Consider the following 21,717-nt stretch of genomic DNA (forward strand, 5'->3'; position numbering starts at 1 on the left):
CTCGGGCCCTAGAATGAGAAACCGCACTCGTTGCGGCGGATGTCGGTCTCCACCATCATCTGGCACAACTGCTCCAGCGTCGTGGTGGGTGCCCAGCCGAGTTCCCGTTTGGCCTTTTCCGGATTGCCGATCAGCAGATCGACCTCGGCGGGACGGTAAAATCTGGGATTCACCCGTACCAGCGTGCGGCCCGTTGCGCGGTCTACGCCTACTTCCTTCTCGTTCCTACCTTCCCATTCCAGATCGAAACCTGCCGCCTTGCCCGCCATGGCCACGAAGTCGCGCACCGTTTCGGTTCTATTCGTCGCCAACACGTAGGTATCGGGCTTGTCCGCCTGCAGCATGCGCCACATGCCTTCCACGTACTCCTTGGCGTAACCCCAGTCGCGTCGCGCATCCAAGTTGCCCAGTTCGAGCACGTCCAGCTTGCCCAGTTTGATTTTGGCGACGCTGTCCGATACTTTCCGGGTAAGGAACTCGCGCCCCCGCAACGGGGATTCGTGATTGAACAGGATGCCACTGCTACCGAAGATGCCGTAACTCTCCCGGTAGTTCACTGTCATCCAGTGGGCGTACAGCTTGGCCACACCATACGGGCTACGCGGATAGAATGGTGTGGACTCCACCTGTGGAATCGCCTGTACCTTGCCGAACATTTCCGACGTGCTGGCTTGGTAGAAGCGAATCTCCGGATTCACGATCCGGATCGCTTCAAGCAGATTCACCACGCCGACCCCGGTGATTTCCGCCGTCGTGATCGGCTGCTCGAAGGACACGCCCACGAAGCTCTGCGCCGCCAGATTGTAGACCTCGGTCGCCTCGATCGTTTGCAGGAGGCGGATGCTCGCGGATAGATCGGTAAGGTCGTACTCGACCAAGTTCAAATTCTCGTGTCCAGCGATACCGAGTTCTTCGATCCGCCAGAAATTCACCGAACTGGTACGGCGATAGGTGCCATAGACCACATAGCCCTTGTCCAGTAACAGACTCGCCAGATAAGCACCATCCTGCCCGGTGATCCCGGTGATGATCGCCTTCTTCATGCCGTCTCCTTGTCTTTCGTATCAAATAACGCCTTTGTCGCCGAACTGTCGATCATGCCGAAGTCAGGCAGCACACCGGAAACTGCCGCATTGTAGTCGCTATCATGCTAACTACGTCCTCAGCCGCTTTGCCTGAAGTTCTTCTGCTAAGGCGCCGGTCCCGATGTGTCGTGATCAAGCCGGATTTCTTCTATTTCCCGGCTCAACGGATGAAAAGAATTCTGCGCATTTCTGTTCCACGAACGCTTGAAACTCCGATCGGAAATGCTCTGTCGAGAAGATGCAGGCATTTCTTCTTATGGCATCGGCGTCCGGCTGAAACTCCCTTTCGAAACGATCGACGGCCGCCATGATCGAGGCCTCCGTTTGCTCCGAGAAGAAGACCCCAGTCACCCCGTCCACCACGGTCTCGAGAGCCCCACCCTTTGCAAAAGCAATGACCGGGGTTCCGCAAGCCTGAGCCTCTACAGGAGCGATGCCGAAGTCCTCCTCGGCGGCAAAAACGAATGCCTTAGCTCTTTGCATGTAGTCCTTGAGCACTTCGAACGGTTGATAACCCAGAACCTCTACATTGGGGGAGGCCATTCTTTGCACTTTCTCGAACTGCGGCCCTTCGCCGATGACGACAAGTTGCTTGTCCCTCATCTTGGAAAAGGCGCGAACGATCAGGTCGACTTTCTTGTAAGGAACCAGACGGGAGGCTGTGACATAAAAATCCTCCTTTTCATGCACCAGAGGGAAATCGTCGACGGCGACGTTGGGGTAGATCGTGATTGAATTTCTGCGGTATGCCTTTTCTATTCGACGGCCGATATAGTTGCTGATGGCAACGAAGAAATCCACTCTGTTGGCAGTTCTGTGGTCCCACCCCCGCATTTTGAACAGGACATAGCGAGCCAGCCATCCCTTCAGCCCCTTATCCATTCCGGTTTCGGAAAGATATTGATTCTGCAGATCCCATGCGTATCTTATCGGGGTGTAGCAATAACATATGTGGAGTTGATCCGGCCCCACTATGACTCCTTTGGCTACGGCATGGCTGCTGCTGATGATCAGATCATAGTCTGACAAATCCAGTTGTTCGATGGCGAGCGGCATCAAGGGAAGATAAGCTTGATAGCGGGTGGCAGCCCTTGGCAATTTCTGGATGAATGTCGTCCTGGCGTGCTTGCCAAGTAAATTCTTTCTGTCCTCGTCTGAAAGGAAATCGATGACGGAAAACAAATCAGCCTGCGGCCAAATCCTGATTATTTCTGCCAGGACTCTCTCTGCCCCCGCGTAGGTAACCAGCCAGTCGTGAATAACAGCTATTCTCAAAATTTTGACCTCGTTGGAAACTTTAAATCTTTCGGCATCTTAAGCTAATGAACATTGAATTATCCTTGAAGCGCACCCATGCTGCGCATGGTGACGCGCGCAGTGAATTTTGAGCAACGGAAATGTGTGATGGAGAACTAATTGAACCTAGTGCTGTATGGCGGTCAATTTATAATTGAAATTTTCTTTAGTCCAAGGGTTTTCAAGACAGAGAAAGTGAAGATGTTTTCTATATTCATTTAGGTGTCGCGTGATGCGGGAGGTTTGCTCGGATGCTTGATCCACTTTAATGCAGGATAAGTGAGCAGCGCGACTAGCAAATATATCTGCCCGTTAATCACGGCTAGGATGTTCACCGCTGCGGCAAAGGGTAGCGCAGTGCATAGTGCTATGTAGAGTGGCAAGAGCTCTAATCTTCCTCTAAAGAGGTATTTGGATATTCTTCCGGAATAAAATCCGATGACGCATGAGGCAAATAATGCGTAATGGCCAAAATCGAAGAACAAAGGGCCAAAATATGTTGTGTACACATAAGCGCGGGGCATGGCTTCCTGCACACGTTCATCTGCTGATGGGTTTATATCAAAAAGCGTAACGACAATCTTGAATGGAATATAGAAAGAGTATGCCCCATCTGATGTGGTGCCGCCATGATGCTCTATCGCATAGAAAAACTCAAAGACGCCGTGAGAAAAATATTGGGCTATATGAACTAGACCGTAGATAAAGCCAGTTTGGTCTTTTCGGACAAAATCCTCCCCTTTTGGGGAAATCGGAGTAAACGCGGCATAAGCAGATTGTGTCATGGAGTCGATCGGGTCTATTCCTGACTGCGATGCTCTCAAGGTAAAAGTGTATCCCAGTGTCCATACAATTACCGGAGCTAGAGCAAAAAGCAAAAAGTTGCGTTTTAAAAATTTGCCTCTTTTGTAAAATAGTCCAGATGTTATCCAAATGCTGACGAGCTGGATAATGATCGGATACCGCAATCCAAACAACAGGAGGTCCGTCATGGGGTATAAGAAGCAAATTAATAGTACTAACTTATCGCTACTTTTTCTCTGCCCTCCTGCTTTCCTTATGGCGAGGAGTGTGGGTATTATGAGGGAGAAATGACAAAAAAGTAATGCAAAGAACGACACTGCACTTGTTTCGACTTCTGTAACAGCTAGCCTGTTGTCCATAAAGTTCGAAGTAAAGCTTGCGCCGCGCAGTGCGATACGATCTATTAATCTTAGTGCAACCCCGATCAATACAATAAACATAAGGGTATGTATAGTAATGCTCAGCCGATTGGGATTTATGTTAATATCGAAGCTTGATGGGGTTCTGCGTTGTCCGATTAAATAGAAAAGGGCGAAAGTAAGGGGGAATGAAACCCCAATTAAAATGCTCAGTGCGCTGAAATCGTTCTTGCTTTCGATTGGTGCTATAAGCAGGAGAGTCAGGAGGGCCAGATACGAGCCGACAAAAAGACGCAAAGGCTTGTTGTTAAATAATATAATTTGCATCTTTGGTTGAATGTGGGTGATTGTTAATCAATGGTCAAAGAGATAGCTGTTCTGTGGCCTATTCGGCAAATCGTTTGCTTGTGAAAAGTGCTGTGCCAATGAAAATTGTTTATGCAATTAATAAAAATTGAATTAAAAGAGAAAGTCGTTCCCTCGGGGGCAGGCTCAAAGTTGACTTGCGATGATAATCGCTAGGTCGATAATTCGAGCATAAGCAATACTATTGCCGCGCAATCTCCGCTCATCGCCCAGTAGTTAGTCCAGAGAAATCGAGATTCAGGCGCATTGTTCCGAAACCTCCAAGATGGTACGAGCCACAGTTTGTATATTCTGCTGCGTCATCACGACTGGCGAGTTTGCGGGGTCTGAAATCATTCCAGGGAAAGTCGTTTTGTAAAGGCGCTGAATCAGTCGTATACGATCCGCGTCAGACGCGGTGATGAAGAGATTTGTCTCGATTTCTTGAATGACATCCCTAATACGGCCGGTTTCGCTAAGCAGTGTGCAACCTCTTCCGCTGTCGACGATCCCTGGCCCTAGTTGAACCACTGGTTTCGAGGACAGAACACACTCGACGGCTACTGTTCCCGTGACAGTACAGACGAGATCGACCCGGTTAAGCGCATCGGCCATGCTATCAGTAAGCGATATCGGTGAAATCCGAGCATCCCTACGCAGTACGTCGATCAATTCAGCGCTGAGTTCATATTTCGCCTTCGGGTTGGCTTTCACAAGCAAGTGCCATCCCTGCTGTAGATTGTCCGCAAGGTCGCTGATGAGTTTTGTCTGATCCCGGAATTTCTGTCCCCAAACGTCTATATTGGCCTCTGGTTGCATCTGCAGAGGGTAGAGAACGAAGCGTGCCCCTCTCGGAGGCGCTTTGGCTGATGCGAGCTGCTCCCACGTCGATAAATACTTCTTGGTCTGCCGATCCAGTAGCCACTTTTTCAAAGGCGATGGTGTGTTGAAGCGCTCCCCCTGGAGGTAGCCACGCAAAATAGTCAAACGGTCCTTAAGCGAACCTGGCCGTGGATGGTTGCGCTCTGGTTCGCGCCCAGAGGGCAAAGTCATGTAGTCAGGAACCTTTTCGCGCCTTCGAATGGACTCGGCGATGGCCAAACACTCTTGTTCTGCGGGAATATCCTGGCTTTCTCCAAGAGGTTCCTTGGTGGCATAGGCATAAACAGAGAAACGCCCCCCTGGATATCCTGGTGTGCTCGGATGGAGATAGGGGATCCCCCTTGAGAGACACTCATCGATGACTAGAAATTCGTGAAACAATGTGCTCTCTCCAATTACTACATCTGGAGTTTGGTCATCGAGCCATTTTTTGATTTGAAGATGATAGTGGTAGTAGTGACGATCATTGCCACCGAAATAGTTGATAAAACGATCCCCGGCGCGGGCCCAATGCAAGCCATGCGAACGGCTATCAAGGTCCGTGTGCAAGTCGGTGCATCGAGGGAAAGGCGCTAAGAACACGGATTCATCATCCGGCGAAAACACTGGGTTCTGCACTAGCCAGGTAATGCGGTGTCCAAATGACCTTAGCTCTTTGGCTATGGCAGCCCAAAATATGGTCTTGTATCTGTTCTCTATAAATGCGAATTTCATTTTTTGCGAGATTTTGCAAATTTGAATTCTTCAAAATCCGTGTACATAAATGCGGCCCTTTCAGGAATTAGCGCCGATTTCGAATGCAGGACAGATGGGTCGTCTTGCCGGCGATCAACGTAAAAGCCTAACAACCATAAATGCTTCCGCGGCCACTACTCCAACCGTGTTGCCTCGATGCCTTGCCAAGGATTCCAAGTGCTTTAAGCTGCGAGAATGCGGCTCATCACGCATTTCAAGTTCATAAGCCTGGAGTGCTTGAAGCTTCACATCCAGGAAATCACTGATATCCACGTAGTGATTCGGCTGAAAAGGAGATTCCGATGGTGTGGCCCATTCTGTGCTGGACATGACTTCAAAAGCATAAATCTCGCGGACGCTGCATCCCGGCATCGGCCTGCAGGCAGTCAAGACGGCCGCGTGAGTGATTCTATGGTCAATGTTCAAATCGCCGTGGTGGTGCGTATAGATCACATCCGGTCGTACTTTTCGGACGATTGGCTCAAGGCATTGAACAACTTCGATCAGTGGTAAATAGTCAAGCCGGTTGTCAGGTAGACCCAGGTAGTAGGATTCTCGGATGCCTAACAGTTGGCGGGCTTTTTCTGCGGCCCCGGTGCGTTGCTCAAGCTCGACATTACCCGACGTCTCACGTGCACTGACCCCATCCGCCAGGAATACAGCATATACGATATCGCCTTCCGAAACATGCCGGGCGATGGTACCGCCGCAGCCGAGAGCTTCATCATCGGGATGAGCGGAAACGATAAGAACGGTTTTCATCCGATGTAATTCCAAGAAAAAGCCGTCCCCTTTTTTAAATCCTGGTTGACGCGTCGACCAAGAACAATTTCATAATACTTTGGAGCCAGTCCGAATCCAGGTCTTATGACACGAATATTATTTTCTGTCAGCACTTCTCCAGCGACCATGTCCCTGCTGACGTAGATAGATCGTCGAAATTTAAGCGAGTTTCGTTCATTTTTACTTCCCCCATACTCTACCGCGCCAAGCGCTTGCCATGCGCGTTCCGTTTCCTCGACCAAGATTTTCAGCTCATGGGGTTCCAGCGAAAACGCAGAATCTACTCCACCATCTGCGCGCGCCAAGGTGAAATGCTTTTCAATGACAGTCGCCCCCATTGCGACCGCTGCGCATGAAGCTCCAACTCCCATGGTATGGTCCGACAAACCAACTATGGTCTTGAATGCATCGCGTAAATGTGGAATGGTTAATAAGTTAGTGTCCGACGGTTTGGCTGGGTAGGTCGAGGTGCACTTGAGAAGAACAATCTGATCGTTGCCTTGATCGCGGACGGTGTTGACGGCCGTTTCGATTTCGCTGAGGGTCGCCATTCCTGTCGATAAAATGACCGGTTTCCCGGTCTTGGCTACGCGGCGCAATAACTGCGTATCAACCAGTTCAAATGATGCAATCTTGTATAGAGGGGCATCGAGTTCTTCAAGAAAATCTACTGCTTTCAGTTCGAAAGGGGAGCTGAAGACAATAATTCCCTTTTTTTGGCAATATTCAAAAATGGGGGCGTGCCAATCCCATGGAGTGATGGCTATTTCGTACAGTTGATAAAGATTCTTGCCATACCAGAGGCTCTCTTTATCCAGTATCTGAAAGTCTGGCGAATCGATGTTCAGTGTTAATCCATCAGGGCTAGCTGTCTGCAATTTAATGGCATGTGCGCCAGCGGAAATCGCTGCATCAATTATCCTATAAGCACGATCCAGGGATTGATTGTGGTTGCCAGACATCTCGGCAATAATGAAGGGTCGGCTCTTGAGTCCTATCGAAAAATCGCCAACTGATATGTTCTTCATAGGTATTTTTTCCTTTTGATCTCAATCGGCCTAGCGGGATTCCCGATAACCGTTGTGTTGCTTTCAACGGACTTTGTTACGACTGCGCCCATCCCGATAATGGCTTCATCTCCTAAATCAATCCAGTCGCGTATTGCACTGGCTGGCGCGAGCCAGCAGTTTTTCCCAATGCGGGTGCTGCCTCCAATAATTGAAAGTGCTACTATACGTGTCTCATTTCCGATCTTGACGTTATGGCCAATGTGGCAAAGATTGTCAATCTTCACATTGTCACCAAGGATAGTTTCGCCTATAGACGCCCTGTCAATGCATGTGCATGCTCCCACGCGGACGTTGTCCCCCATTCGCACTGTGCCGATATGAGGAAAATCGATGATTTCCCCTGTCGCGGGGTCTTTCTCGAAGCCAAATCCTATCCCACCAATTACGGCGTTTGCGCCGATGCTGCATTTATTGCCGATCATGGCGTTTTCGATAACTGCGCCCGGGAAAATAACTGTATCGTCACCTATTGACACATTTTTGCCGATAATCGCGCCTTTCATGATTTTTGCGCTATTAGAGATTCTGGCCTGAGGGTGCACTAAGCCGCCATGCCTATGATTGGTGTAGGCTGAGTCGGAATCGAGTTCGATCCAAAATCTCTTGAGGAAGTAGGCTAGTTCCAGCCTAGGTGTTTCGCATGCCAAATACATCAATCCATTGTCGTTGCGCGCGAGACGATCAGCCTCCTCTAATAGTGAGAACGGTATGAACAATAGGCCTGCTGACGAATTCTTTATCAGGGATACCCCCTGTTCGCCCTCAAATCGACAAAAGGAGACGTCTTCTGGCTTCGCCAGTGCTATGGGCTTTATGCTTGTGAATTTCTTACTTGGATGCGCCTTTCCGATGATTGTTATGCATCTTTCGCTGGAAAAGGACTCTATGTCGTGAATTGTAATGTTTAGCATGATTGATAGAAATTCGATTGGGGTTTGCCGTGCCAGGGGTCGATTATTCCTATTCTTGCGCTGGAATTCCAAGGAAAACAGGGCTGCAATGGCTGGAGTTTATAAAGTAATGTTCTATCAAAATCCCTTCCTGATGGATTGCAAGTTTTTATGAGCTCTCAGTGATGCTTGGTTGATGCACAATACTATTCCCGTAGTCTTGCTAAAAAAGTGCGCTGGTTGCCGTATATCCGATTCGACTGCGTGACAGGGCTTCGGTGTCTGAAGAGCATGCGATCTATATATAAGGGCTTTCCTGGGCGGACGCATGGAACACAGCGCAAGTTTCTTCATTCGCTCGAACTCTTTAATGATACTGTGCTCTAGCAGATTGATACAGAGTCTGCTGAGTGCACCAAAAGTCGGTAGCCATAGAACTGTCCCCAAATTTTCCGTCCTGACAGCGATGCGAGACCAACCCAATCCCCTGCAGTCCTTAATGTTCCACTATTTCTCGCTGGAGTCGCGCATACCGGCCGAACACTGAGCGCGATTTCGTCGGATCTGGATGCGCTGCACTCGGCAACGCAACGGGGCGGCCGTCGATTCCGTTCGACCGCCCGCTCAATGGTCAGTTGCTGATTGCGCTGTACTCGATGCGCTCGGCTAAGCAGTTCTGCGGGTAGTTGGACTACAATTTTCCGTTCCGCAGGTTTCTCGACATGGATCTGGAGAGTGCGGACCTGGGTCAGTCCAATTTCATCTGGTTGTGCGAGTGTCTGATAGTGATCGACATCGCGCGACGTTTCTTTGACGAAGTGGTGAGCCTGGTCCGTCGAGACAGTTTGCTGTTCTCGGATCATTTCACAGCCGATGGCACCTTGATCGAGACGTGAGCCTCCTTCAAGAGCTTCAGGCGCAAGGACGGCGAACTGCCGAAAGACGGTGGCGGCTGCAGCGAAATGGTCAACTTCGAGGGCGGGAAGCGCTCGAACGCCACGCACCAAAGCTCCACCGATCCGGACTCGCGGCTCATGTGCAAGGGCAACGGACAGCCGGCGAAACCGAGCCACGGCGGGTATGTTCTCACGGGGAACCGCAACGGGCTGTGCGTCGACATTCTGGTGACCGAATCGACGCAGGCTGAATATTATGCCGCACACTCGATGCTGACGCGCGCCCGTCGGCGGCGGATTCATCCAAAGACGCTGACCACCGACAAGGGTTACCACGTCCAGGATTTCGTGGCACACCTGCGCGATCAGTGAATTCGTCCGCATATCGCCCGAATCGAGGGCCGGAAGACGCCGGGCCTCGATGGTTAGACGCGTACCGAAGGCGATCGGATCAGTCTGCGTAAACGAAAGCGGGTGGAGGAAATCTTTGGGCGGTTGAAGACAGTCGGTGGTATGCGCAAGACGCGTTTCACTGGCTAGGCGAAGACACAGAGGGCAGCCTTTATCTCTGGAGCCGCATACAATATGTTGAGAATCGCGAAATTGAGCGATTGGAAGATGGCTGTGTGAGCCGAACAGTCGAAAGGCGCGGCGACGCACCTTCGGCGAACCACTTGGGAAATACAAGTCGAATTGAAGGGGCAATTCTCGCAACGAAGTCACCAGGGAGGTCAATTCGAATCCTTTGGTTGGAGTGGTGCTCGGCACTTTTACATCAACCTGTCAATCGCCACTTTTGGATTCGACTTTAAATAGTTGTACTGTATAAACCCGTCCTTCCATCTCGAAATAAGCAGGATATCGTTCATTGTCGACTATCCGAAACAAATTAAATTGTTCTCGCAAGGATTTGTCGACATCAAGCCGACTATCGGCAGGAATACGGCGGGAATAGTAAGAAGGCTCGCCTCCTTGTTGCTTAACTGGTTTGAGTGTTGGATAGGCACTCACGAACTTCAAACACAGCTCTACGGTCTTTTGCCCTTGAAGCGACCGCCACTCGTCGCACAGCTCGGTTCCATCAAGCTCGATGACGTCGCTTAGCCAGATATCGCCGGCATCGACCTCGTCAGTTGCCTCGATCAGACATATCGGGATGCTGCGTTTGCCTTCGAGAATCTGCCATGCCATGGGCGCAAAACCCCGCCCTTTAGGCAGGTCACTTTCATGTACGACCAGGTTATGTTGGTTGCGCTGCAGCACTTCACTTCTGATGATACGCGTGCAGCCCAGAATGAAATTGACCCAGCCTGGATATACTTTGTCAGCACTATCGACAAACTCAGCGTCGAACCCTTTTTTCTTTAGGGCCTGCACAAGGTGATGGGCGTAAGGAATGATCCAAGAATCATTGTCCACCAGAACAGTGATTGAGTTATTTTCCAAGCAGTATTCTCCCGACACGTTCAGTACCTGATCCATCACAGATCGAAGCTGCTATCTGGGCGCTTTCCCTAAGCCGGGCTGGTGTGCGATAACTGTCTATTACCAACTTTAGCTGGGAGGCTAACGTTCCTGCCTCCAGGATGATCGTCTTGGCAGCGCCAGTTCGGTTCAGCTCAGACGAGATGAATCGCTGGTTTTCAGCCAATACCAGCACGATGCTAGGCAAGCCCAGACAGCAACGCTCCCACGAGGTACTGCCAGCAGCTCCTATGGACAGGTCACTGTTCGTCATCAGGAGGCCCATGTCAGCGACGTTGACCAGCACCTGAGTTGGCCAAGGCATCCCTTTGGCGATTTCCTGCACCTGTTCAAGCCATAGCGCTTTCGATCCCATCACTACGGTTATTTCGCAGTCGCTCGGCAAGGAGCAAACCTGCAGCGCCTGCAAAACCATGCTGGTGGCGTTGGGCCCGTCTACTCCACCCATTGAAATAAGCAATCTGCGCAAACGAGGTGCGGCGCGTCGACTCAGGCTAGCCTCACGCAACGCGGCAAACTCGGGGCGTAGCAACGCATAGCGCGGCCCGGTAAGAACGGTGCAATGCTCCGGCACCAAGCTTTCATAGTCGACAGCCTGCCGCCCTAAATTTTGATCGAGCAGCAGATCGCACTGATGGTGCCGATCAGCTAGGTCATCAATGACCATCAAATGTGGGCAGCAATTGCGTAGAGCCTGTTCCCAGTGAATTTCCAACGCATAGTGGTCAACAATCAGCCAGTTGGGGCGCTGTGCCGCCAGAATGGGGGCGCAGGCCTCGGCGTCCTGCGCCTGGGGGGCGCCGAGCCAGTGACCGTGGGCGAGGTTGGGGTGCGTAGCTGTTTGCTCGGTTGCAAGCGACCCAGTCCTCGCAGCGGGTGGCGGCAGGGTGTGCACGATATGGCCTTTGCTGCGAATGAGTTCAATCAAGTTGCCGGGGTGCTCGCGGCAAATGAAGTGGCAATAGGCACCACGTTCGGTAAGCGCATCGGCTAGCGTCAAGCAGCGCATGACGTGACCGGTGCCGATCTGCAGTGAGGCGTCTGTACGGAAGGCAAATTGCATCGTAGTCATCAGTTCAGGCGTTTGAACCCTCCGTGACACACTGGGCCATTGAGCAGGCTGGCGATATCGCGGCCTTCTTCGCACTCCTTGATCAGACCGAATACCGGATCAAGTACCGAAAAATAATCCTGGACGATTTGGGGGGTGTGATCGATGCACACATAGACGCTGGTGCCGCCGAGATAACCCTTTGCGAGCATTTCCTGCGTGATCAAGGTTTTGTAGGCCAGGGCGTTGTCACTACGGAAGGAGAAACCGGTGAGGGCGGGAAGGCCCCAGTGATCGATGACCAGACCGTGTTTGTCGGCGAGCTGCTGCCAGCATTCGCGAATCTGTAGCCCGGTGGCTGTAATGGTTTCCCAGGAGTGGAGACGTTGCATGACTTCGAGCGTCTTGAGGGCCGCGCTGGGGCCTATGCGCTCGGTCCAGAATGTGCTGCTGATGAAGGTGCTTTGTGCGGCTTCCATGATTTCGCGTTTGCCGATGGTGGCGGTAATCGCGTAGCCATTGCCGAGTGCCTTGCCGAACATGGCCATGTCTGGTTCAACTCCGTAAAGTTGATGCAGCCCGCCAAAGCTTTGTCGGAAACCGGAAGTGCATTCGTCGAAGATCAGCACGATGCCGCGGTCGGTGGCGAGCTTGCGTACTTTGTGGAGAAAGTTGTCTTCAGGCCCTTTGTTGCGCACGACCTCCATCTTGATGACGCCGATGTCGTGCGTATTGACCAGGGATTCGAGCTCGGCAAAATTGTTGTAGCTGAAGGGGAAGACGGTACCTCGCAGGTTGCGTGGCACGCCGTTGGGCTCCAGCCCGGGCAGCAGATGCCCCGCGAGGCTTTCATCGTCGCCCAGGTTCGCCGACAGATACCAGTCGTGCCAACCGTGGTAGCCACACACGGCCACTTTGTCCTTCCCGCTGGCTGCACGGGCGATACGGATTGCGATGGCGTTGGCTTCTCCGCCGGAGCGGGCGAAGCGTGCCATATCGGCCCATGGATGGAGTTCGATGAGCTTTTCCGCGAGATAGACTTCCTCGGGGCAGTTGAAAGTGGACATGTTGCCCGCGCTGACGGTTCGCTGCACGGCTTCGTCTACTTCCGGGTGGCCGTAGCCAAGCGTGTTGGTACCAATGCCCATGATGGACATGTCGATGTACGCGTTACCGTCCAGATCCCAGACCGTGCAGCCTTTGGCCTTGCTGAAGTAAGCGGGCCACTGTTCGGGGAGGAACATTTCCGCGCGTTTGGACAACAGCATGTTGCCGCCAGGAATGACGCGTTTGGCGCGTTTCCAGAGTTTCTGGCCGGTTCCCATCGAGGCTCCTTCGTTGCGAATCAGATGGTGGTTGGTGGCGAAAAGAGCCGGGCGTATCTGTTGCAGCGCCAGCACGTCCCGCCAAGAGAAGTGAATGTTGGGGGCGAAGTGTGCGAACACTGCCGTGACGACGTCGAAATCCGCCTGTTCATCAACTGTCCAGCGCAGTGTGTCGTGATTTTCTTCGGCCTGCAGGGATGCTTGGCTGAAGCGTCCCGATTCTCGTAGATAGGGTGTCACATGTTCGCGGTCGTGCGGGCGGGCTGTTTCCGCCGCAGCGCGTTCGAGTGCCGCCATGCTGAAGACCTCGGTATCCAGCCCGTCGGGGTAGGTGGGAGGGGATATGTTGCTGAAATAATTCACCCCGCTGGCTTTGAAGCCGCGAATGACCTCGTCAACCAACTCGGGGTCGATCAGTGGGCAGTCTCCGGTCACGCGCACCACGACGTCCGCACGGTGTGCGCGTGCGGCCTGCAGATAACGCGCAAGCACGTCTGTTTCGCTGCCCATTTCACATGCATAACCGAGTTTGCGCACATGCTCGGCAAGCACTTGGTTGCGGGGATCGATCGAGGTGGCGACGACGATCTGGTCGACTTCGCGTGCGCGAGAGAGCCGGGTGAGCAGCAGTTCGATCATCGGCACGCCGCCGATGGGCTTCATCACCTTGTTCGGCAGGCGTGTCGAACCCATGCGGGCTTGGACGATGGCAACGACTTTCATGTTCTGTTCCAAAGAGCGGGATTGAGCAGCGCGGGGTCATCGGTGTCGAGGCTGGCCGGGCGTGCGGGCAGGACACCTTGCGCAGCAGAAAGAATGCCCTCCAGATGAGCTGTGCTGTCAACACCGATCACCACTCGTTTGACATCGGCTGTCCGCAGCGCATGGCGCACGCAGAGCTGAAGGGGGGACAGGTCGGTTTCGACAAGCCAATTTTCCCACCTTCTCCAAATTACATCCCATCTGGAAAAGTAGGCTGGTCGTGCGGAGGCGGACATCAGGAGTAAACCTTGCAAAAAAATAGATCGTGCGTGCAACTCACAGCCCGTTTCCGCCAATCGCGCAGCCCAGCCGGAGCGGACGATGCGGGTATCGAGGACGTTCAGCGGGGCCTGGACAATGTCGAATGTCATTTCCGATGGCAACTGCGCGAGTTCTTCTGGGTCGTAGATCGAAATACCGATTTTCCGGACATGTCCCAGATCGCATTGAGTGCGCAATGCACGGTATAGGGCCGCCCCCTCGGCGGTACGCAATTGCGCTGGCCGATGGAGTAGCAACCCGTGCAGAACGGGTACCCGGAGCCTTGTAAGCGATCCCTTCACCTGTGCCTCGACCCACGCGGCCACGTGATCCGCGCCGGGCAGTGCGGGCATTTCCGGCAGCTTGGTGATGATTTGCCAGTCGGCGACGTTCAAGATCCCCAGTGTCGTCTCGCTATCGCCGTAGGCAATGGCCGTATCGAGTGTCCGGATACCGGCTTGGCGGGCAAGTGCAAGTATCCCGGCGCCTTGCTGGCGAGAGACTTGTCCCTGGGTGTTCGAAATGCCGTAAGGCAAGCCAAATTGCACGGTGCCCAAGATGATTTTATCGGGGTCGCTATTGCCATTCATCTTTCAACACCCCCAACCAAAAGCAGCCCTGGCGGTTACCGTCCAGCACGACGTTTTTTCTGAAAAAACCTTCGACGGTATAGCCGGATTTCATGAATGCCTTGAGGGATGCCAGATTCTCGTTGTAGCAGCCTGCTTCGACCCGCAAGAGACCGAGATCCTCGAAAGCGTGGCGTGTGGCGAGGCGGATTGCCTCAGTAGCATAGCCCTTGCCCCATGCCTGCTTGCTGCCGATGAAAAGGCTGAGCTGAGCGGTGCTGTACCGCGAGTTGATAAAACCAATCTTGATGTTGCCGATGTGTTCGTCCATTCCAGCCAGAAAGATGCCGAAAAGGTGATGTACAGGGTTGTTATTCATGCTCTCGATGAATTGGCGGCAACTTTCGACGGAATGGTGCTGATGCCGAATTTCGAGAAAACGATTGACTTCGGGGTCATTGAGCCAGGCCGCATAGGAGGGACTGGCGTCGCTTGGGCAAAGCGGACGTAGGTAAAGTCGTTCAGAATTCAAAAAGGGCATTTGTTTCATCCTGCCTGATGTGGTGTCACGCCGTATGTTTGATGGGTACGTCCGGTCTGATCGTCGAGTATTGACGGCACGATAGTGGCAATTGTATCCACTTGTTGTTCGCTCAGCCCGATCCACAGAGGCAGGCGCACCAGTCGCTCGGCGACGTCCCGTGTCACCGGCAGATGCCATGGGGTCGACCATAGCGCAGCCCGGCTGGAGCGGTGTGCAAGGGGATGTAATGGAATACGGCATGGACACCGCGTTGCTGCAGGCCGTCGATGAACGCCGTGAGTTCGTGCGGGGCCAGTGCCTGATGGTAGCGCTGCCAGGTTGTCCGGCAAGCCGTGATGATGTCGTCGGCCGCTTCCATCTGGGCCCACAGGAAGGTCGCGATCAGTTCGCCGGGTAGGTCGTTGGAGCCCAAGTCGCACCACGTGTACTTGTCCGCCGGGCCGCGGAAAAAGGCGCTGTCGCAGGCGAGGCATTGTTTCACGGTCGGGACTCCACGGCGGGATGGCGAAAGAAGAAGCACCTGAACGCGATGAACAGAAAGCTTGCCACCATGAACACCGCCACGGCTTGCGCCCCTCTTGATAGGGATAGCCCAGCAAGTCCCCGGACAAGGCCCGGAATCTACGGCGTTTCATTTCTTGACGATATTCGTCTTGTAAATGGTAATGGCATTTTATAGGCGATTATTTTGGAGGACCAATGTTGGTTTTCAACGTAAGTGGATGCAAATTTGGAAAGCAGGACGCATGCGGCCAGCACACAAAGCATGACGGTGGTCGCGGTGACCAGGCCGTTGCCGAGATGGGACCTCATCAGGCTATGCGTGAACATGAGTACCGGGAAATGGATCAAATAAAGGGTATATGAAAAGGTCGCTGCTTGTTTTCCTATATGGATTTTTATTCTATTTGAATTTATCATCAGGAAGAGTGCGAAGGTGAAGGCCAAGCCGATCCGAACGTTGTACTGGATGATATCGTCGTTCTTCTTGGTGGTGGCGAAAGTGGTTAACGGATCGAGTGCATGGAAGGCCAGGGAGATCGATGCAAGAAGCGCAGCCCATTTAATGATGCGATGGATGTTCCGGCCTTGCACGAAACACAAAGCGAAGCCGGCCGCCCACACCTGCGAGTAGGGATAGAAGAAGGGGTTTGACTGGAAGCCGATCCAGAACAGCAGGACTCCAATCAACATGAGGAAGGGGCGAGCAGTGAAAAGTAGCCCTGCGACCGCGTAGTACCAGACTTCGATTGACAAGCTCCAGAGAGGACCATTAATTCGGACTCCCGGAGTAAAGAAACCGTTCAGAAAAAACAGGCTGCCGAAGATCTGTTGGTACGTAGTTTGGAAAGCTCGAGTCGCGAACTCTTTCGGCACAAACGCCCACGATGCCTCGATGATCAGGACCGTCAGGAGCGTAGCTAGTAGCAGAGGGGGGTAAATGCGTAGTGCGCGGCTCCGCGCATATTGAGCCAGGCTAAATGCTCTGCTGTTATTCTTGATGTTGTTTTGGATGGATGTGCCAATGAGAAAGCCGCTTAGCACAAAGAAAACCATGACGCTGGCTTGAGCGAATCCAGCTATGTACGTGTTTATCTTCAGGTCCGGGGCAGCAGGCTCCACAAAGATATGTAACCCGTGCGCGAGCGCAACGACAAGTGCGGCGCAACCTCGCAAAGCGTCCAATGTGTCGAAGTGGTGGTTTTGTGGTGAGCGCATTTTACAAACTGCGGGAATGGTCAGATTACAGGTAAGTGGATATCTGCGGAAAACCGCCCAGGCGCGCATGGCTGGATGCTACTGCGCCGGACGCAGCACGTGTGCGAGGGCCGTCACGACCTGTTCGAGCTGGGCGTCCGTCATGCGCGGGTACAGCGGCAGGCTGATCGCCTCGGCGTAATAGCGCTCCGCTTCGGGGAAGTCGCCTGCCTGGAAGCCCATGGCCTGGTAATACGGTTGGGTATGGACGGGAATGTAGTGCAGATTCACGCCGATGCCCTGCTCGCGCAGCGCTTCGAAGATCTGGCGGTGGTTTCTGCCGATGCAGTCCAGTTGCAGACGGATGATGTAGAGGTGCAGGCCGGAGTAACCGTCCGGGTGCTGCCACGGCGTGGTCACCGGCAGGCCGGCCAGCAGTTCGTCGTAGCGGCGGGCCAGTTGATGGCGGCGGGCGACGTAGTCGTCGAGCCGTGCCATCTGGCTCGTGCCGAGCGCGGCCTGCAGTTCGGTCATACGGTAGTTGAAACCGAGTGCGATCTGCTGGTAGTACCACGGGCCGCCGGCGTCGTGGGTCATACGCGCCGGGTCGCGGGTGATGCCGTGGCTGCGCAGCAGGGCCATCCTGTCGGCGAGCACGTCGTCGTTGGTCAGCGCCATGCCGCCCTCGGCGGTGGTGACGATCTTGACCGGGTGAAAGCTGAACACGGTGATGTCGCTGTAGCGGCCGCTGCCGATGTATTCGCCTTGGTATTTGCCACCGATGGCGTGCGAGGCGTCCTCGACGATCTTGAAGCCGTAGCGCTGCGCCAGCGCGTGGATGGTCGCCATGTCGCAGGGCTGGCCGCACAGGTGCACCGGCACGACGATTTTCGGCAGACGGCCTTCGCGTTCAGCCTGCTGGAGCCTGCGTTCCAGTGCTTGCGGACACAGGTTGTAGGTGCGCGGATTGATGTCGACGAAATCGATCTTGGCACCGCAGTACAGTGCGCAGTTGGCCGAGGCGACGAAGGTGATCGGGCTGGTCCACAGCCAGTCGCCCGGCCCCAGGCCGAGCGCCAGACAGGCGAGGTGCAGCGCCGAGGTGGCGCTATTGACCGCGACGGCGTGCTTTGCACCGACATGCCGGGCGACCTGCTGCTCAAAGCGCGGCACCTGCGGGCCCTGGGTCAGAAAGTCGGAACGCAGCACCGCGACGACGGCGTCGATGTCTGCCTCGGTGATGTCCTGGCGGCCGTAGGGGATCATGGTTCAGATCTTCCCGATTTTCTCTTGATTGGCGGCGACCCAGGCCTGCAAGGCCTCTCGGGACATCCAGTCGGGGTTGTTGTCGCTGGTGTAGCTGAAGCCTTCGGTGACGCGCTGGCCGTTCTTGATGCGTTTTTCGCAGCGATGCCAGTCGTTGATCGCCGGAAGAATCTTGAAGTGCTCCTCGTATTCGTAGGTATAGAGGGAATCTTCCGCACTGATCATTTCTTCATGCAGCTTTTCGCCCGGGCGGATGCCGACGATTTCCTGTTGAGCCTCGGGCGCCACGGCTGCGGCCAGGTCGGTGATGTTCATCGATGGAATCTTCTTGACATAGATCTCGCCGCCTTCCATGTCGTGGAAGGCATGCCAGACCAGTTCCACACCCTGTTCGAGCGAGATCATGAAGCGCGTCATGCGCGGATCGGTGATCGGCAGCACGCCCTTGTCCTTGATCGACAGGAAAAACGGGATCACCGAACCGCGCGAGCCCATGACGTTGCCGTAGCGCACCACGGCGAAGCGGGTGTCGTGGGCGCCGGAATAGGAATTGCCGGCGACGAACAGTTTGTCCGAGGCCAGTTTGGTGGCGCCGTACAGATTGACCGGGCTGCTGGCCTTGTCGGTGGATAGCGCGACGACGCGTTTGACACCCTTGTCGATGCAGGCGTCGATGAGGTTCATCGCACCGTTGATGTTGGTCTTGACGCATTCGAAGGGGTTGTATTCGGCGGTCGGTACGATCTTGGTGGCCGCCGCGTGGATCACGTGGTCCACGCCGTCGAGCGCGCGGTACAGGCGGTCCTTGTCGCGCACGTCGCCGATGAAGAAACGCACGCGGGGGTCGCCCCGAAACTGCTTGGCCATTTCCCATTGCTTCATTTCGTCGCGCGAGAAGATGATGATTTTCTTGGGGTTGTACCTGGCGAGCGTCATCGGAACGAAGGTGTGGCCGAAGGAGCCGGTGCCGCCGGTGACGAGAATGGTCTGGTTGGTGAGCATGGGAACAATCCGTGAAGCAGAAGAAAGCGGGGTCAAAGGGGCACGGCGAGGGGGCCGCAGCGCTTGAAGGCGCCGAGCTTGGCGAGCAACAGGAACAGGAAGGCCGAGGCCATTGCCGCCGGAACGGCGGCAATGCCGAGCAGCGGGCCCAATGCGAGTGTCGCAATGCAGAAGAGCGGCAGCGAAGCCAGATGACTGAGGATGATAGGTCGATCCTTGCGGCGTGCGTAGAGTCCGTAATGGGGAACCATACTGAGCCCGAAGAGCGCGGCGGCCAGGACGGTCCAGTACAACAGGGTGAAGTGCTGCGAGTAGCTAGGACGGTCCAGCCAGTCGATGACGGGGCCGGCACACAGGATTGCGGCGACCGACAGGCCCGCGGTAACCGCCAGCGTATGCTGGCCAAGGCGGCGCATCTGCCCATCGAAGGCAGTCTGGTCGCCCTTGCCCGCGGTGGCAATCAGCGCGGGGTAGGCGAAGGTGAAGACCGCGGCATCCAGGAAGCTCATGATGGCGTTGGCGATGCCGACGAACAGCACGTAGGCCGCGAGCACCTCAAGACCGCCCAGCGCTTCGATCCAGTAGCGGTCGACGGTGTACAGGGCGCGTAGCGACAAAGTGGCGAGGACGAAGGGAAAAGCGATGCGGATTCCCTGCCGGATCCACTGCCAATCGATCGCACGGCGCAGTGAGGCGGAGTCGAGATTCCGCATGCGCCATACTCCGAGCCCACAGGCGGCGAACACGCCGGTCGTCCACGCCGCAAGCACAAACGCCAGCGAGCGCTGCCCGGGATCGAGCCACATCCAGAGTGTAGCCACGACGGCCCAGGCTCCTGAACGCACGAACAGTACGGCGCTCGCCCAAAGCGGCTCGGAGATGGCCACGAGCAGCCGGTTGAGCTCCTGTGCCAGATGCTCGAGCGCGAGCAGCGGGAAGAACCAGACCGCCAGATGCCAGGGCAGCAAGCCAAGCCAGAAAAGCAGCAGGCAGAGCGGAAACAGGGCGGTGTAAGTAATCCCGTAGAACACGCCCTGGTCGCGCAACATGCCGGCCCAGTTGCGGCGGTCGGTGACGATCAACTCGCGCGTGGAGAAGGTGTAGAAATCGAAGCCGAGCGCCATCAGCACGTAGAGCACCGTTGCGGCAAGCAGGCCATACAGGCCGACTTCCGCAGGTTCGAGGAACTTTGCCAGAACGAAGATGAGCGCAAACTTGCTTACCAGTGTGGCGGCACGCAGGATGAGGTTGAGGAGGCGCTTGGCGGGGGCTGGCACGGGAAGGGGAGATCAGGCGACAACTTGGGTGGTGTCAAGCCTTGCCGGTAGTCTCATCTTGATCGCTCCGCCACCAGGCGCGTACCAATGCGATGAACATGCCGAGCATGCCGCCCAGAAGGCCCCCCAGCACGATGCCGAGTTTCAAGCCAGGCTTGCGCTCCTTGACCTCGGCACCTTCCGGCGATGCGATGAAGCGCATGCCCTGAAGATAGGTATTGGCCCAGTTTTCGCGCTTGACGTCGAGCTCGTTCCAAGTCTGCTCGACAATGTCGATGGTCTTGTCCTGATTCTGGAACACGGCGGCCTGAATGCGTTTCAGCTCCTCCAGGAACGCGCGGCCCGTAGTGGGCTTCTGCAGGGTTTGCTGAGCCTGACAGTAGTAGTCGCGCTTGAGTGCGCTGGTGATACGGTCGCGTTCGCGGCGGATTTCGGCGAGCTTCATGTCGGCGATCTGTATTTCGGCAGCGACCAGTTGTGCCGCTGGCGACAGGAAGCGTTCGCTACCCTTTTCGAGGGAGACGATCTGGCGGTTGTCGCTGGCGGCGGCGCCCGGGTTGCGGGTGATGATGTCGCGCAGGGTGGCGGCGCGCTTTTCTTCCTGGGAGATGGCGAAGTCATTGGCAATTTGGGCATTGCGCAACACTTGTTCGCGGCTGCGGTGTCTTGCGCACTGCTCCAGAGTGACGGTCTCCATGTCGACGCGGATGATGGTGTCACGTACGTACTCGGCCAGCAGCACCACGGGCATGCTCCCCGAGGGTTCACGCGCTTCGTACCGGAGCCTGATACCGATCAAGGCGTCGGAGGGAGTGCCCTTGACTCCGAATACCCTGGCGTCCTTGTCCGTGAAGGCAAACTCCGGCCGGATGGCCCCGCTGAGTCCATCGGATGCGTCACCCAATCGCAGCAGTGCGGTCACGGCTGAACCCTGGGCATCTGCGTACTCTTGCAGGAACGCAGTCATCCGCGGCATGTTCGAGAAGGCGCTTTCGTAGCGCTTGAACGCGTCCACAGTGATACTCTGCGCGACCGTGACATCCTGGTTATAACTGTCGGTGCTGACGGTCCGCGGAATCAGGAACAGTCCTTCGGAGACGTATTTTGCAGACAGGAGGCTTGCACCAGCTCCGAGCGTCGCACACGCCAATGTGCTGACCGCGATGATGCCTTTCTGGCGCCACAACACCCCGACCAGTTGGCGCAGGTCGATCTCGTCGTCGTAAGTTTGGGCGGCCGGCCGGGTGTTCTGCATGGGGTGGGGTCGTTCGGAAAAGCCCGGATTGTCTCACATGATTGTGGGCTCTTTAATTGGGCAAACGTAATAGTTCC

General features: G+C 54.9%; 18 protein-coding genes and 1 pseudogene. 1 reads left to right on the plus strand and 18 read right to left on the minus strand.

Annotated elements, in window-relative coordinates:
• Positions 1–8: 8 nt before the first annotated feature.
• The 7 genes from gmd to E6C76_RS17890 all read right to left on the minus strand — a co-directional run bounded on the left by gmd (position 9) and on the right by E6C76_RS17890 (position 8,270).
• A complete protein-coding gene (gmd, locus tag E6C76_RS17860; protein WP_136349594.1) occupies positions 9–1,043 on the minus strand; it encodes a GDP-mannose 4,6-dehydratase in 1,035 nt (344 codons plus the stop codon).
• Between the two features lie 174 nt (positions 1,044–1,217).
• A complete protein-coding gene (locus E6C76_RS17865) occupies positions 1,218–2,267 on the minus strand; it encodes a glycosyltransferase (protein WP_230976310.1) in 1,050 nt (349 codons plus the stop codon).
• 332 nt (positions 2,268–2,599) lie between these two features.
• A complete protein-coding gene (locus tag E6C76_RS17870) occupies positions 2,600–3,871 on the minus strand; it encodes a hypothetical protein (protein WP_136349596.1) in 1,272 nt (423 codons plus the stop codon).
• 276 nt (positions 3,872–4,147) lie between these two features.
• On the minus strand, positions 4,148–5,485 hold the full coding sequence (locus E6C76_RS17875) for a glycosyltransferase family 1 protein (RefSeq protein ID WP_136349597.1): 1,338 nt from the start codon (positions 5,483–5,485) through the stop codon (positions 4,148–4,150).
• A gap of 114 nt (positions 5,486–5,599) precedes the next feature.
• Positions 5,600–6,268 carry a PIG-L deacetylase family protein gene (locus tag E6C76_RS17880; RefSeq protein ID WP_136349598.1) on the minus strand — a complete coding sequence of 223 codons (669 nt, stop codon included), beginning with the start codon at positions 6,266–6,268 and terminating at the stop codon, positions 5,600–5,602.
• The gene (gene pseI, locus E6C76_RS17885; protein ID WP_136349599.1) at positions 6,265–7,317 is read right to left on the minus strand and encodes a pseudaminic acid synthase; all 1,053 of its coding nucleotides are present in this window, start codon (positions 7,315–7,317) and stop codon (positions 6,265–6,267) included. The genes E6C76_RS17880 and pseI overlap by 4 nt, the downstream gene beginning before the upstream one ends.
• Complete coding sequence (locus E6C76_RS17890; RefSeq protein ID WP_136349600.1) at positions 7,314–8,270, minus strand: UDP-3-O-(3-hydroxymyristoyl)glucosamine N-acyltransferase; 957 nt, start codon at positions 8,268–8,270, stop codon at positions 7,314–7,316. The genes pseI and E6C76_RS17890 overlap by 4 nt, the downstream gene beginning before the upstream one ends.
• A 445-nt stretch (positions 8,271–8,715) precedes the next feature.
• Here E6C76_RS17890 and E6C76_RS17895 point away from each other — a divergent pair.
• Positions 8,716–9,775: pseudogene (locus E6C76_RS17895) on the plus strand (IS5 family transposase).
• 153 nt (positions 9,776–9,928) lie between these two features.
• Here E6C76_RS17895 and E6C76_RS17900 read toward each other — a convergent pair.
• The 11 genes from E6C76_RS17900 to E6C76_RS17950 all read right to left on the minus strand — a co-directional run bounded on the left by E6C76_RS17900 (position 9,929) and on the right by E6C76_RS17950 (position 21,640).
• Positions 9,929–10,627 carry a formyltransferase family protein gene (locus E6C76_RS17900; RefSeq protein WP_136349601.1) on the minus strand — a complete coding sequence of 233 codons (699 nt, stop codon included), beginning with the start codon at positions 10,625–10,627 and terminating at the stop codon, positions 9,929–9,931.
• Positions 10,581–11,702, minus strand: a complete 1,122-nt coding sequence (pseG, locus tag E6C76_RS17905) for a UDP-2,4-diacetamido-2,4,6-trideoxy-beta-L-altropyranose hydrolase (RefSeq protein WP_136349602.1) — start codon at positions 11,700–11,702, stop codon at positions 10,581–10,583. Before pseG ends, E6C76_RS17900 begins: the two co-directional genes overlap by 47 nt.
• Positions 11,702–13,729, minus strand: coding sequence for an aminotransferase class III-fold pyridoxal phosphate-dependent enzyme (locus E6C76_RS17910; protein WP_136349603.1), 2,028 nt, complete (start codon positions 13,727–13,729; stop codon positions 11,702–11,704). The genes pseG and E6C76_RS17910 overlap by 1 nt, the downstream gene beginning before the upstream one ends.
• The gene (locus E6C76_RS17915; RefSeq protein ID WP_136349604.1) at positions 13,726–14,619 is read right to left on the minus strand and encodes an aldo/keto reductase; all 894 of its coding nucleotides are present in this window, start codon (positions 14,617–14,619) and stop codon (positions 13,726–13,728) included. The genes E6C76_RS17910 and E6C76_RS17915 overlap by 4 nt, the downstream gene beginning before the upstream one ends.
• Entirely contained in the window at positions 14,606–15,148 is a 543-nt protein-coding gene (locus E6C76_RS17920; RefSeq protein WP_230976311.1) for a GNAT family N-acetyltransferase, read from the minus strand. Before E6C76_RS17920 ends, E6C76_RS17915 begins: the two co-directional genes overlap by 14 nt.
• A 154-nt stretch (positions 15,149–15,302) precedes the next feature.
• A complete protein-coding gene (locus E6C76_RS22310; RefSeq protein WP_211090270.1) occupies positions 15,303–15,623 on the minus strand; it encodes a PLP-dependent aminotransferase family protein in 321 nt (106 codons plus the stop codon).
• 140 nt (positions 15,624–15,763) lie between these two features.
• The gene (locus tag E6C76_RS17930; protein WP_136349605.1) at positions 15,764–16,930 is read right to left on the minus strand and encodes an acyltransferase family protein; all 1,167 of its coding nucleotides are present in this window, start codon (positions 16,928–16,930) and stop codon (positions 15,764–15,766) included.
• 9 nt (positions 16,931–16,939) lie between these two features.
• Positions 16,940–18,106, minus strand: a complete 1,167-nt coding sequence (gene pseC / locus E6C76_RS17935) for a UDP-4-amino-4,6-dideoxy-N-acetyl-beta-L-altrosamine transaminase (RefSeq protein ID WP_136349606.1) — start codon at positions 18,104–18,106, stop codon at positions 16,940–16,942.
• 3 nt (positions 18,107–18,109) lie between these two features.
• The gene (gene pseB / locus E6C76_RS17940; protein ID WP_136349607.1) at positions 18,110–19,108 is read right to left on the minus strand and encodes a UDP-N-acetylglucosamine 4,6-dehydratase (inverting); all 999 of its coding nucleotides are present in this window, start codon (positions 19,106–19,108) and stop codon (positions 18,110–18,112) included.
• A gap of 32 nt (positions 19,109–19,140) precedes the next feature.
• On the minus strand, positions 19,141–20,385 hold the full coding sequence (locus E6C76_RS17945; RefSeq protein WP_136349608.1) for a lipopolysaccharide biosynthesis protein: 1,245 nt from the start codon (positions 20,383–20,385) through the stop codon (positions 19,141–19,143).
• Positions 20,386–20,419: 34 nt separating this feature from the next.
• Complete coding sequence (locus tag E6C76_RS17950) at positions 20,420–21,640, minus strand: Wzz/FepE/Etk N-terminal domain-containing protein (RefSeq protein ID WP_136349609.1); 1,221 nt, start codon at positions 21,638–21,640, stop codon at positions 20,420–20,422.
• Positions 21,641–21,717: the final 77 nt, after the last annotated feature.

This window comes from Pseudothauera nasutitermitis, from assembly GCF_004801295.1.
Lineage (GTDB): Bacteria > Pseudomonadota > Gammaproteobacteria > Burkholderiales > Rhodocyclaceae > Pseudothauera > Pseudothauera nasutitermitis.